The 13476-nt window shown below is 50.8% G+C and carries 15 protein-coding genes; all 15 read left to right on the forward strand.

All coding sequences use genetic code 11. The features are described 5' to 3' along the window. Positions 1-6: 6 nt before the first annotated feature. The 15 genes from P364_RS0127765 to P364_RS0127835 all read left to right on the forward strand — a co-directional run bounded on the left by P364_RS0127765 (position 7) and on the right by P364_RS0127835 (position 13475). Positions 7-513 carry a hypothetical protein gene (locus tag P364_RS0127765; protein ID WP_236642114.1) on the forward strand — a complete coding sequence of 169 codons (507 nt, stop codon included), beginning with the start codon at positions 7-9 and terminating at the stop codon, positions 511-513. Further along, entirely contained in the window at positions 510-1586 is a 1077-nt protein-coding gene (locus P364_RS0127770; protein WP_024633295.1) for a CehA/McbA family metallohydrolase, read from the forward strand. The genes P364_RS0127765 and P364_RS0127770 overlap by 4 nt, the downstream gene beginning before the upstream one ends. Continuing rightward, a complete protein-coding gene (locus P364_RS0127775; RefSeq protein WP_024633296.1) occupies positions 1583-2335 on the forward strand; it encodes a glycerophosphodiester phosphodiesterase in 753 nt (250 codons plus the stop codon). The genes P364_RS0127770 and P364_RS0127775 overlap by 4 nt, the downstream gene beginning before the upstream one ends. Continuing rightward, positions 2320-3384, forward strand: coding sequence for a LacI family DNA-binding transcriptional regulator (locus tag P364_RS0127780; RefSeq protein ID WP_024633297.1), 1065 nt, complete (start codon positions 2320-2322; stop codon positions 3382-3384). The genes P364_RS0127775 and P364_RS0127780 overlap by 16 nt, the downstream gene beginning before the upstream one ends. Continuing rightward, positions 3360-4184, forward strand: a complete 825-nt coding sequence (locus P364_RS0127785; protein WP_024633298.1) for an ABC transporter permease — start codon at positions 3360-3362, stop codon at positions 4182-4184. Before P364_RS0127780 ends, P364_RS0127785 begins: the two co-directional genes overlap by 25 nt. 42 nt (positions 4185-4226) lie before the next feature. After that, positions 4227-5267 (forward strand): ABC transporter ATP-binding protein, encoded by a 1041-nt coding sequence (locus tag P364_RS0127790; protein ID WP_024633299.1) that lies wholly within the window; start codon positions 4227-4229, stop codon positions 5265-5267. Between the two features lie 14 nt (positions 5268-5281). After that, positions 5282-6445, forward strand: a complete 1164-nt coding sequence (locus P364_RS0127795; RefSeq protein ID WP_024633300.1) for an extracellular solute-binding protein — start codon at positions 5282-5284, stop codon at positions 6443-6445. Continuing rightward, a complete protein-coding gene (locus P364_RS0127800) occupies positions 6442-7281 on the forward strand; it encodes an ABC transporter permease (RefSeq protein ID WP_024633301.1) in 840 nt (279 codons plus the stop codon). Before P364_RS0127795 ends, P364_RS0127800 begins: the two co-directional genes overlap by 4 nt. Before the next feature lie 249 nt (positions 7282-7530). Then, the gene (locus P364_RS0127805; protein WP_024633302.1) at positions 7531-8070 is read left to right on the forward strand and encodes a glycerol-3-phosphate responsive antiterminator; all 540 of its coding nucleotides are present in this window, start codon (positions 7531-7533) and stop codon (positions 8068-8070) included. 140 nt (positions 8071-8210) lie between these two features. Then, the gene (locus tag P364_RS0127810; RefSeq protein WP_024633303.1) at positions 8211-8924 is read left to right on the forward strand and encodes a glycerophosphodiester phosphodiesterase; all 714 of its coding nucleotides are present in this window, start codon (positions 8211-8213) and stop codon (positions 8922-8924) included. 18 nt (positions 8925-8942) lie between these two features. Continuing rightward, complete coding sequence (locus P364_RS0127815; protein WP_024633304.1) at positions 8943-9776, forward strand: HAD-IIA family hydrolase; 834 nt, start codon at positions 8943-8945, stop codon at positions 9774-9776. Between the two features lie 37 nt (positions 9777-9813). Then, entirely contained in the window at positions 9814-10650 is an 837-nt protein-coding gene (locus P364_RS0127820) for a metallophosphoesterase family protein (protein ID WP_024633305.1), read from the forward strand. Positions 10651-10673: 23 nt separating this feature from the next. Then, a complete protein-coding gene (locus P364_RS0127825; RefSeq protein WP_024633306.1) occupies positions 10674-11762 on the forward strand; it encodes an ABC transporter ATP-binding protein in 1089 nt (362 codons plus the stop codon). Further along, entirely contained in the window at positions 11759-12631 is an 873-nt protein-coding gene (locus tag P364_RS0127830; RefSeq protein WP_024633307.1) for a carbohydrate ABC transporter permease, read from the forward strand. The genes P364_RS0127825 and P364_RS0127830 overlap by 4 nt, the downstream gene beginning before the upstream one ends. Positions 12632-12650: 19 nt before the next feature. Continuing rightward, positions 12651-13475 (forward strand): carbohydrate ABC transporter permease, encoded by an 825-nt coding sequence (locus P364_RS0127835; RefSeq protein ID WP_024633308.1) that lies wholly within the window; start codon positions 12651-12653, stop codon positions 13473-13475. Position 13476 lies beyond the last annotated feature (1 nt).

Below are 13476 nucleotides of genomic sequence, written 5' to 3' on the forward strand. Positions count from 1 at the left end.
AAAGCCGTGCGAAGACAACGAAAAGATGAAAGGCGGTGCGGCGTAATGGAGCTGCTGGATCTACAAGGATATGCGTCTCCTGAGGATTCAAAGACACATATCCGCATTCCTTTTGAGTTAGACGAGGGCTGTGGGAAGCTGAACCTGCGATTACAATATGCGCCGAAGACGCTCGAGAATCGGGAGAAGGCGCTGCAGCTACTTAAGAATAGTTATGACTTATACATTTTGCCGGAAAATCGGGAATTCGCAATGGAGAATGCCAACAGGCACCTCCCCCTGAAAAATTTGATCACTCTCTCGCTGGACGACGCGCGGGGATATCGCGGAGCGTGCCACCGCCAGGATGAGGTGCAGGAGCTGTTCGTATCGGAGCGAGATGCTTCACCCGGCCTCATGCCGGGTGAGCTGGTTCCCGGCTCATGGAGCGTCACACTCAGCTTGCACTGTATCGTGACAGATACTTGCGATTACCGGCTGCAAATCTGGACGACGGAGGAGGACACGATATGAAATGGCTCGCCTGCGAACTGCATACACATACGCTGCATAGCGACGGCAGCCAGACGCTGGAGGAGCTGGCGTCAGGGGCGGCCAATCTGGGCTTCGACGCCATCGCGCTAACCGACCATAACACGATGTCCGGCCTGATTGGCAAAGAAGAACTGGAGCGGAAATACGGACTGCGAATTATTCCCGGCATGGAGTGGACGACCTTTTACGGTCATATGGTGACGATAGGATTAAGCGCTTTTGCCGACTGGCGTCAAGTAGATCGGGACAGGATCGATGAGGGGATTGAAGCCGTACATCGGCTCGGTGGAATTGCCGGGCTTGCCCATCCGTTTCGCATCGGCAGTCCGGCCTGTACCGGGTGCTTCTGGGAATACGAGATCGGAAATTGGTCCGTCGTGGATTATATCGAAGTCTGGTCTGGAACGTTCCCTTCCATCCAAACGAACAATCGGCGGGCATTTGATCTGTGGACACAAAAGCTGAATGAAGGGTATCGGATCGCCGCCACTTCGGGCCGGGACTGGCATGCGCAGGTTGAAACGGAAGAGCCGATATCGGTCACATACCTCGGCATCGAGGACAACGCAGTTGAGGAGAGTGGTGATTCGGCATCCCTACCCTTACATGAAGAAACCCTGATTCAGGCGCTGCGGGAAGGGCGCGCTTGCGTAACCATAGGTCCTCTGCTGACCTTGAAGCTAAATGCTGGAGGTGCTTACTATCCAATCGGCTCCACGGTTCCATCGGTAGTCGAGAGACTGGAAGCCACAGCGCAGCCGATCCAGGTGAACTTGACGCTGGACTTCTCAGTCCGCGCCGGACTGTGGTCGCTGCCGAAGCAGGTCTGCAGATTGAAACTTTGCTCCAATCTGGGCGAGGAACTAAGCCTGGAAGTCCCCTTTTCATCGGACGGACAGATGATGCAGTTCGAAGCCCAATTGCCAGAGTCCACCCCTGATATTCCGCGCAGTTGGATTCGCTCCGAGTTGTGGGGAACCGTGCAAGGTGCTTATGTACGAATCGCCTTTACCAACGCGATCTATTTCGAAGCAGGAGGATACCCGCGATGAACAAATTTCCGCTGATCACGGCCCACACTGGCTGCATGGGTCATCCCGATCATTCTTATGAGTCGCTTCATGCGGCTCTAACACTTGCCGCAGATATTTACGAAGATGATATCCGGTCGACTCGGGACGGCGTACCGGTGCTCGCACATGACGACGATATCCCTTTGGCGGACGGAAGCCGCGGCAGCCTAGCAGAGATGACGCTAAAAGAGTTGAACGCCAGCTTGTCGGCGCCGATTCCAACCCTTCAGGATGTGCTTGAGCAGATCCGGGAAGCCGGTAAAATCATGAATCTCGATATTAAAACTGACAGTGCTCTGGAACCCGTGTCCGCCCTGGTCGAACGGATGGGTATGACCGAAATGGTGTTTCTCAGCGGCTGCAATTATGGGACGGCGGTCAAAGCCGGTCGCTACGCTCCGCACATCCGCAGGCTGCTTAATGTGAACATGCAAAGCTTCGGGAGTCTGCCTTACGACGAGGCAATGCTCCAGGCCTGTGCAGAAGGCCGCGAAGCCGGCTGCTTCGGGCTTAACGTACCGTATCAGGCAGTGCGGCCAGAACTAATGGAAGCCGTACAGCGGAATGGTCTGGATCTCTACGTCTGGACAGTTACGGAGGCGGACGACATGCGGCGACTTGCGCAGTTGGGCGTCAATTCGATAACAACCCGCGATCCGGCGAAGCTGATCGCCGTCCGGGGAGAAATGGAATGTGCAGAGGAGAATAGGGATTGGACAATAAACTGAATCATAGTCTGCGGGAGCTGGCACAGTTGGCCGGTGTATCGAAATCTACCGCATCTCGGGTCATCTCCGGAAATGGATACGCGAGTCCCGAAGTCCGGGAACGCGTGCTTCAGGCGGTCGAGCAGCTTCGTTACAAGCCGAGCGCCGTCGCACGAGCGATGGTCGCGAAGCGGACGCACAACATCGGAGTCATCGTTTTTCGCGACAGGCTGCCGATCGTATCCCACACACTATACGGCAGAATCATCGACGAGATTCTGATGGCTGCTGAAGCACTGGGCTACTCGATCTTCCTGAAGACTGACCGGGAGATGTCGCTGCGCTCCACCGATTATATGCTGGAGCAGCGGGTCGATGGACTCATTCTGGTCAGCAGGCTGCAGAAAAACGTCATCGATTACGTCAAGAACTTCAATATCCCTTACCTGATGGTGAACGGATCGACCGAGGATCCGGATGTGGTACATCTTGTGAGCAACGACGAAGCCGGCGGAGAACGGGCGGCAGAACATCTGTATGCGTGTGGACACCGCAAATTCTTCATCATCGCCGGACCGGGTGAGCATCGGAGCCACTCATTGCGACTGGCGGGCTTCCGTAAGCGGCTCGAATCCCTCGGCGTTTGTTCCGGCCAGGACGGGTTTACCGTCGTCGAGTCTTCGGAATCCAGTTTCGATTCAGGCCGGAAGCTGATGGAGGAGCACTATGCGGCATTCCTGGAGGGAGGATATAGCGCTCTGTTTAGCACCAATGACATGCTGGCACTAGGCGCCATGAAACTGCTGATGGAGCGTGGCGTCCGCATTCCAGAGGAAGTGTCCGTAATGGGTTACGACAATACCGAAGTGGCGGGGATGTATCACCCGTCGCTGACGACTGTCAGTGTGGATGCGTCCGGTATAGGCCGAGACGCGGTGTCCATTCTGGACCGCCTGATCAGTGGCGAGGGGAGCGTGCCGCGCCTGATTGAATACGAAAGCGAAGTGATCGTTCGTCAATCGACAAATGGAAAGGAGGATGGGACATGTTGTGGTACTGGAAACACGTAGGCCCGAGAAGAATTATCGAGTTTGTGCTACTGACTGTGTTCGCCGTTTTTTTCGCGGGTCCGCTGGTCAACCTGCTGGTGCTTGCTTTTAGCGAAAAGTGGAATTATCCGGACATTCTGCCCCAGGTATGGGGTTTCAAATGGTGGGAGTTCGTGCTGGCGAAGGACGATATCGTCTCGTCGATCTCACTGTCGTTCCTCATTGCCACCCTGGTGACTCTGCTGTCTATCGTCGTTTGCATCCCGGCAGCGTACGCCTTCGCAAGACTTCAGTTTCCGCTGAAGCGGATGTTTCTGTTTTCGTTCCTGCTGACGCATGCCTTTCCGAAAATGGGGTTGTACGTCTCCATCGCAGTCCTGTTCTACCGGATCGGACTGATGAATACGCTGCTCGGTGTTGTGCTGATCCATATGATCAACGTGTTGATGTTCATGACCTGGATTCCAACTTCCGCTTTTCGCAACGTGCACCGTGCACAGGAGGAATCGGCACGAGACGTTGGGGCGAGCCCGTTCAAAGTTTTTCGCAGCATCACACTGCCAATGGCAATGCCGGGCATCGTGGTCGCTTCGATCTTCACGTTCCTGAATTCGCTCGACGAAGCGCAGGGGACCTTCCTGGTTGGCATTCCCGATTACAAAACGATGCCAATCGTCATGTACTCCATCATTTCCGATTTTCCGAGCAGTGCCGGGGCCGTATTCTCGATCATCCTGACGCTGCCAACCATTATCTTGCTGGTAGCAGCCCAGCGGCTGGTGAGCGCGGACGTTCTGGCGAGCGGTTTTCAAATGAAATAAAAATGTTTCGGTCACTATACCGGGGCAAAGGGAGGCAGAAGCATGCAGTTGTCTGTACGAGAGTTAGCCAAACGCTACAAAACCGGTGACGGGGTCAGCGGCATCAACATTGATATCGAAAAAGGCGAGCTGGTCACCCTTCTGGGTCCATCGGGGTGCGGCAAAACCACCGTGCTACGGAGCATCGGGGGTTTTCTGGAACCGGACTCCGGTGACATCTTGATCGAGGGGAAGAGTGTCATTCAGCTTCCACCGGAGAAACGGCCAACCTCGATGGTGTTCCAGAGCTATAATCTGTGGTCGCATATGTCGGTATACGACAATCTGGCGTTCGGCCTGAAGATCCGCAAAATGCCGAAGGCAGAGATCCGCACGGCGGTCGAGGATGCGCTCAAGCTGGTCCGGCTGTCGGGCTTCGGGAAGAAGTATCCGGCCGAGCTTTCAGGCGGACAGCAGCAGCGGGTTGCGCTGGCTCGGTCCTTGCTGCTCAACCCGGCGGTACTGCTGTTGGACGAGCCCTTCTCGGCACTGGACGCCAAGCTGCGGCACGAAATGCGCGAAGAACTGCGCGAGATCCAAATGAAAACGGGTCTCACGATGGTCTTTGTCACGCATGATCAGGAAGAAGCACTGTCGTTATCTGACCGCATTATCGTCATGAATCATGGGCACATCGAGCAGATTGCTCAGCCGCAGAAGATTTACGATGAGCCGGCTTCCTTGTATGTCGCCGGTTTTATCGGCAAAATGAATTTCTTGAAGGGGGTGGCGGAAGGGGAGAGCATACACATTGGAAGTCTTAGCCTACCGAACGAGAAGGGGCTAAGCGGACAGGTGACGGCGGCGGTCCGGCCAGAAGACGTTCAGGTGAGCAGTACCACAATGGGTGAAGGTATTTTGGCAGGCAAGGTCAAGCAGGTGATGATTCTGGGACATTACGCGGAAGTTACCGTGGAACTGATGGAGTTCGGCATCATACGTGCTTTTCTAAACAAGGAATTCGTTGAGCAGCTGCAGGTAGGAAAAGACGTTGGGATCTCGATATCGAAAATGACCGGATTCCCGGTCGCTGAATCGAACTGAGGAGGATGAATGATATGCGTTTGAAGAAGCCATTTGTATCATTGTTGACTGTTGTGGGATTGTCCATGTCACTGCTGGCCGGGTGTGGAAGCGGAAGCGAGAATACAAGCAGTTCCACCGATGGAAATGCTGCGGCGTCGGGTAATCCGGTATCTTTTAACTTCTATTTTACTGGCTCACAAAACGTCAAGGACCTGTGGGATTCACTGGAGCCGATGTTCGAGAAAGAGCATCCGGATATCGACGTGAATCTGGTCTACATCCCGTCTGGTACCGGCGCTGAGCCGACCTACGACCGGATCGTGGCTGCTAAGAAGGCGGGCAAGGGCTCAGGAGATATCGACCTGTACGAGGACGGTATCAACTACGTCGCGCAGGGCACAAAGGACGGGATTTGGACACAGCTGAACGAGAAAGACATTCCGAACCTGAGCAAAGTCAACGCGGACACGATGAAGGATGTGAACAACTTCGCAGTGCCGTATCGTTCTTCAGCCGTTGTTCTGGCCTATGACAGCAGTAAAATCTCTAATCCGCCAACTACACTGGACGAGCTGCTGGAGTGGATCAAAGCCAATCCCGAGCAGTTCGCGTATAACGACCCGTCAACGGGCGGTTCAGGCAGCTCTTTCGTCCAGACGATCGTCTATAAGGATCTGCCAGAAGAAGACATTCACAACTCTGATCCGGCAATGATGGAGAAGTGGAACGGCGGCTTTGATACCCTCAAAGAGATCGGACCGTATGTTTACGGAAAGGGTATCTATCCGAAGAAAAACCAGGGCACACTGGATCTGTTGATGAATGGTGAAGTATCCTTAATTCCAGCTTGGTCAGACATGGTGCTGCAGCAGCTGAACGAAGGCTTGTTGCCAGATACGATCAAGATGCAGCAGATAACTCCGGGATTCAACGGTGGGCCGACTTACCTGATGGTCAACCAGGAGTCAGACAAGAAGGAAGCAATCAACGAGTTCCTGAATTTCGTCCTGTCCCCCGAAGCACAGGAGGTCATCGTGGACAAAATGAACGGCTTCCCGGGTATTGAGCTCTCCAACATGTCGCAGGAAATGCAAGATAAGTTCGACGGTGTGGCCGAAGGCTTCCGCACGTTCAACATCGGGGATCTGGGCACGGAGATTAACAAACGCTGGCAGAGCGACGTTGCCGCAAAATGAGTAAGGAAGCCAGACAGTCGATTACAGGCCTAGCGATGGTGCTCCCCTCCTTCGCCATCCTGCTGATCGTCGTTATTATCCCGATCGTGCAATCCTTTATCATGAGCCTGAGTAACGGTTCGGGCGGATACGATCTGAGCCGCTATACGTATCTGTTCACGGATAAGGGGATGCGGAGCAATATCGTATTTACGCTTCGGGTGACCGCCATAACGTGTGTTGCCGTGATATTGGTAAGCTACACGCTGGCGATTTACATGCGCTTCAACCAGGGGCCAATTGTCAATCTGATTCGTAAAACGTACATGATCCCGCTGTTTATCCCTGGTGTCATCGCCACCTACGGCCTGATCAACCTGCTTGGTAACCACGGCTGGCTTGCCCGTATGCTTGAGGTGGTCGGGATTACGCTGCCGCGCATCATTTTTGACGAAAAAGGAATCATCATCGCAAACTTATGGTTTAACATTCCATTTACGACGATGCTGCTCAGTTCCGCGCTCTCGGGCATTCCTTCGTCGGTTATTGAGAGTGCTAAGGATGTGGGCGTAGGCAAACTGACGCTGTTTACACGGTTCATTTTCCCGCTGTCGTACAAGACATTTCTTGTCGCCCTGACCTTTGTCTTCATGGGAGTGATTGGCTCGTTCACCGCGCCCTACCTCATCGGAGCCAATTCTCCGCAGATGCTGGGTGTCTCCATGCAGCAGGTGTTCAGCGTCTTTCAGGAGCGTGAACAAGCCGCAGCGATCGCGTTCTTCTCATTCCTGCTCTGCTCGGTGCTGGGTGCTTTCTACATCCGGTCGATGGCAGAGGAGGAGAAGGCAAAGATATAGACGGGGTGCAGAAGAGCATGATTACCGTACCACTTTGCAGAATCATTAATAACTAGAAAACTGTAGATGAGCAAGTGTTCTGTTAGTAGAGAGCCGCTAAGTGCAAAGCATTTAGCGGCTTATTTTTTGAAACGATGATCGTTCCAATAGATAACCTGAAATTAACAACCCGTTTACATAAAGATGATACATCACGAATATTTACGCTATAACATTTAAGATGACAAACGAGGGAATGAGGACAGACTCATGAAGAATTATCCGATCATAGCCTCCATCACGGTAGATGAACAGATTTCACAAGCGATAGCAAGCGATGTGAAACGAGTGATTTTGATGACAGGGAACATAACCAATCTTGGTTCGATCATAGACAGTCTGCATCAAAGCGGTAAACAGGTATATGTGCATACGGAGATGGTATCCGGTATTGGACGAGATGCCTCTGCCATTCAATATCTTGCTGATGTGTTCAAAGTAGACGGAATCGTAACGACGAAGAGCAACGCGGTTTCTGCCGCGAAGCAAGCAGGCATCTTAAGCATCCAGCGCATATTCGCCATTGATACGGCAGCAATAACGACTGCGGTTCGTATGATTATGAGCTACAAGCCGGATGAGGTTGAATTGATGCCAGGGCTTATGCCTCGAGTCATTCAAGAACTGAAAGAACGCATTACACAGCCTTTGATTGTGGGAGGCCTTATCCGGCACGAGGAAGAAATACAACAAGCATTAAAGAGCGGAGCAGATTTTGTTTCCGTAGGACACGAGAAATTCTGGAATTAATTTCATACATTTATCCTTGGGTGGAGACGACGAGAAAACCCGGTGGTAAGTAAATCAATACAACCTTGATGTTGAAGGAGGGTGATTTGCTGCTGGGTTTTTTGTGTTGTCCAAAAAATACAAACAGGAGGTAACAAAACATGATGATTCAAGGAGTTGCTCATCGCGGTTATCCAAAAAAGTATCCTGAAAATACGATTTCCTCCTTTTTAAAGGCGGTAGAGCTTGGGTTCACACATCTGGAACTCGATGTTCATCTCAGCAAGGATGGAATTCCAGTTGTCATTCATGACCATACACTTGACCGTATGACCAATGGAACGGGCAGGGTGGTCGATTACACAGCTTCGGAGCTGCAATCTTTAGAAATGGAGCAAGCGGAGCATATTCCAACCCTGGAAGAGGTACTGCGAACTTTAAAGGGTAAGATTCAACTTAACATTGAGCTGAAGCAGATGGGAAACTATTATCCTCAGCTGGAGGAAAGGGTTCTTGAAGTGATTGAGGAATTCGGCATGCTGAATCAGGTGGTCATTACGTCATTTGATTTTGATGCCCTGGAGAAAATCAGGCAACGTTCAGGCGATGTACGCATCGGTCTCATCACCTTTGGCTGTTCGAAGGCTATTCTTGACTGGTCTCAAGAAATGGGGGCGACATTCTTATCCATACACCATGCCTTTGTGACCGATCATTACATTCATCAATGTAAAGAATTAGGAATTCAACTGATGGCTTGGACAATTAATGAGACTTCCGTCATGAAGAAATTTCAGGAGTATCCGTCCGTATGGGTCTGTACAGACGAACTGGAATGCTTCATAGATGTATTGGAGTTGTCCAGCTCATTGTGAGCGGGCAAACGTACGGTTATGGAGGATTTATATGCTTATGATGCTTATTGCTTTGATTTGGACGGAACAATCTATATTGGCCAGATGAGACTGCCTGGTGTAAATCGCTTTATAAGCAGCCTGCGGTCACGAGGCAAACGTCTGTTGTTCCTTACCAATACTCCTGTTCTTACCAAGGAGGATTGCTACAAGCGGCTGCTGAGTTTGGGCATTTCGTGCCAGCCTGATGAAATTCTGACCGCCGGCTATGTGTCGGGAATGTATTTTGCAGAGCATGCGCCGGACGCCAAGGTGCTGGTTGTAGGGGAGGAGGCTTTGCGGAGAGAACTTCGAGCAATCGGGATAGCAATTACCGAGGATCCGAATCAATCCACGCATGTGTTAGTCGGAATGGATCGGAAATTTCATTACGATAAGCTCCATCGGGCGGCAAAAGCAGTGCGCCATGGAGCAGCTCTGCTCGCAACGAATCCGGACAATTGCTGCCCCGTTCCAGGGGATATCATCCCGGACACCGGAGCCATTCTAAGCTCAATCGAGGCGGCTAGCCAGCAGAAAGCATCGGTCGTGATTGGCAAGCCCTCTCGCTATTATGCAGAGAAGGCACTCCAGCTTTTGGATGTGGACAGCAGCAGATGTCTCATGATAGGCGATCGGCTGGAAACAGACATTTTATTTGGACAACAGAATGGGATGAAGACTGCGCTCGTGCTTACGGGCATCTCATCAAGAGAGGATATCGCAAAGACAGATATCGTTCCGGACTATATATGGCCTTCCCTCAACGAATGCATCATGGAGCAGCAGGTCCATTCAAAGACTTCAAATGTGTTGCAGGTGGAGAAGGCTTAAGCGGCAAGGTGACCAAAAAAAGATGGAGGTGGCGTTTATGCGTCTGGCGTTACTTGGCGATCTTCACTATTCAAGCATGAGTCACGGGACAGAAGAAGTGAAAGCTGCAAGAGTCCGGGCATACGAGCATATGCTCAAGGCTTTTCTGAAGGAGGAGGCGGACTTTCATATCTCTATTGGGGATTTAACGCATGAAGGAACAGCTCAGGAACTCCGGTCGATTTACTCTATTCTTGCGAAAAGTGAAAAGAACTTCATTCATGTTCTCGGCAATCATGATACGTATTCATTGCCAAAGCATGAAATTTCCACATTTACAGGTCAGCCATGCTATCGAGCCATAGATACGCCTCACGCCAAACTGATTTTTTTGGATACGACCAAGGAGATGAACCGTTCGGATTGGGGAGGAGAGTTGAACGAAGAGCAGCTGACATGGCTTAAAGCTCAGCTTACCGATTCTCATCAGAAGCAGGTTCTGCTTTTTGGGCATCATCCGGTATTTGATACAACTGCGCGCTCGACGCTCGATAAGCTGTACATTCGTCCTCAGGATGAACTAAAAGACATGATCAATAGTCGGCCTGAAGGTGGCATCTATTTTTGCGGGCATAATCACATGAACTCAATCGTGAAGCAAGGAAATTGGCATTATGTACAGACCGCAGCTTGTCTTGATGTGCCAGCATACCGCGTTATTGACGTTCATGAGGGCGAGGTAACCATAACTCATCGGCTTATACAGGATGCTGATCTTAATCATGATATTCAGAGCTTTTGTCGTGATACGCCTGGCTTTGGTCCTGTAGCTGATGCGCTGGGAGAAGAGAGCGACCTTCTGTTAACCGTTCAATTAACGTCGGCCGCACAATAATGGAAGAAGAAGGAGGGATTGGCTTGGCACAAATTGTACTGAAGCAGATTGAAAAAAGCTTCAAGCAGGATAAAGTCATCGAAGGTCTCAATCTGACCATTGAGGATGGGTCATTTACGGTATTGGTTGGCCCGTCCGGCTGTGGAAAATCGACGACACTCCGCATGATCGCAGGGCTTGATAAGGAGTCGGCCGGCGAAATTTGGATCGGAGACCATTGTGTCAATGGAGTGGAGCCAGGCAAGCGAAATATTGCCATGGTATTTCAAAACTATGCACTTTATCCAATGATGACGGTCAAGGAAAATATCGAATTCGGCTTAGTGAACCGTAAGGTGCCTCGAACGGAGCGGGAGCGTCTTGTTAAGGAGATCACCGAGGTCGTCGGTCTAGCCGAATATTTGCATAAGAAGCCGCAGGCTCTGTCCGGAGGTCAGCGGCAGCGGGTTGCCTTAGCCCGGGCCATGGTTAAGAATCCAGGGGTCTTCCTGATGGACGAGCCATTGTCCAATTTGGATGCCAAGCTTCGCCATCAGATGCGAACGGAGTTAATTCAGCTTCACAAACGGCTAGGTGCAACCTTTGTCTTTGTTACTCATGACCAGGTTGAGGCCATGTCGATGGGAGATCGTATCGTCATCATGAACAAAGGACGTATTCAACAAGCGGATAGTCCAATGAAAATCTACGATGATCCGGATAATGTTTTCACAGCCCAGTTTATCGGCACACCACCGATGAATGTAATTGATCGTGAACGAATCCTACCTTTGCTACATGGGCAGCTGCATGACGAAATTGGGCAGCTTGGCTTCCGTCCGGAGAAGGCAACGATGACGACTGAGAACAGGCCGCAGCCCGGACAATTGCAGTTCCCGGCTCGTATCCTGACACGCGAGACACTGGGTGCAGAAATCATCTATCAACTGGAATCCGCGCTTGGTCTTGTCTCCGTGAAGAGCTTTTTGAAGCCGTTGGAGTCAGCCTCCGAGGTATACATCTCCGTGTCTATGCAGGATCTGTACTATTTTGACCGGGGCGGTATGCGCGCCCGCCAGCATGAGCGGGCCGAAATTGAAGAGCTTATTGTTCTGGGAGGGAACTATTCATGACGGTTTGGTCCAGGCTTCGTCCCTATGCCATGGTGGCTCCCTCCATCGTAGTGTTCTCCATTTTTTTCATCTATCCGATCTTTTATATGATCTTCTTGAGCTTTTACAACTGGGATTTCATTAATCCGGTCAAGGAGTTTGTCGGCTTTAACAACTTTGTCGAGCTGTTTAAGGATAATGAGTTTCTTCAGGTGCTGAGCAACTCCTTGAACTATACGCTTCTTTCCGTATCCTTATCCATTGTAATTTCGCTTCTGCTAGCGATATGGCTGAATCGGGAAGGGGCATGGTACGGATTTGTTCAGGGAGCACTCTTTAGTCCACATATTGTTTCACTTGTATCTGTATCCCTGGTGTGGATGTGGCTAATGGACCCCAAATTCGGATTGCTTAACGCTTTGCTGGACATAGTTGGCTTGCCCAAGCAGACATGGCTGAGCAGCCCGGACAGTTCATTACTGTCGCTTGTGCTTGTTTCGGTCTGGAAGGGCGTGGGCTACAATGCTCTCATCTTCATCGCTGGTCTGCAAAGCATTCCTAAGGATGTGTATGAGGCTTCAGCTCTGGACGAGGCCAATTGGTGGCGGAAGTTCTACAAGATTACGCTTCCCATGCTTTCGCCGACCCTGTTTTTCTTAATTATCATTAATTTGATCAGTTCATTCCAGGTGTTTGAGACCATTGCCATTATGACCAATGGGGGTCCGATCAATTCAACGAACACACTTGTCTTTTACATCTACGAGTACGGATTCCGTTACTTCAAGATTGGTTACGCTTCGGCAGCGGGAGCGATCCTGCTCGTTGTCGTTGGTTTACTTACGCTAGTCTACTTCAAGTTGCTGAGCCGCAAGGTTCACTACCAATAGAGAGGGGAAGGGAAATGTCATGGCAAGGAAGTCGTTGCTGCGTATCCTGAATATTACGGCCACGATCGTTTTGGTTGCGATTTTTGCAATCCCTTTTCTATGGATGATTTCAACATCATTGAAGTCTTACCCGGAGACGGTGATCTTTCCACCCAAGTGGATTCCCTCCAAGGTGATGTGGAGCAATTTCCAAGCGGCGTGGGAATCAGGGCCTTTTTTGAAATATCTACTGAATAGCGTTGTTGTATCAGTCAGTATACTCATTCTTCAATTCACGACCATTATATTGGCAGCCTATGCTTTTGCAAGGTACTCCTTCAAAGGAGACAAGCTGTTATTCGGGATAACGATGGTGACCTTGATGATCCCGGGTCAGCTCATTTTCCTGCCTGTGTATTTGTTGATGAGCAAGTGGGGACTCATTAATAATTTGCTGGCACTCATACTTCCCTTCTCTTCCAGCGCCTTTGGCATATTCATGCTAAGGCAGTCATTCATGCAAGTACAGGAAGAGCTTATTGAAGCGGCACGGCTTGACCAAACGCCGGAATGGAAAATCATTCTCAGAATTATGGTGCCGATGGCCCGTCCAACACTGGTCACCTTTGCATTGTTCAGCTTCATTGCACACTGGAATGATTACTTCTGGCCGCTCGTGATGACAACCTCCGATGCAGCAAGAACGCTTCCGATTGGGATCTCTAAGCTGCGCGAGGTGGACGGAGGAGCTGCCTGGCACATTCTAATGGCTGGAAACATGATTTTGGTCGTTCCGATTCTGATTGTTTTCTTATTTGGACAACGTCAAATTATTAAAGCATTTGTCTATTCGGGTGTAAAATAAT

Source organism: Paenibacillus sp. MAEPY2, assembly GCF_000499205.1.
Classification (GTDB): Bacteria; Bacillota; Bacilli; order Paenibacillales; family Paenibacillaceae; genus Paenibacillus; species Paenibacillus vandeheii.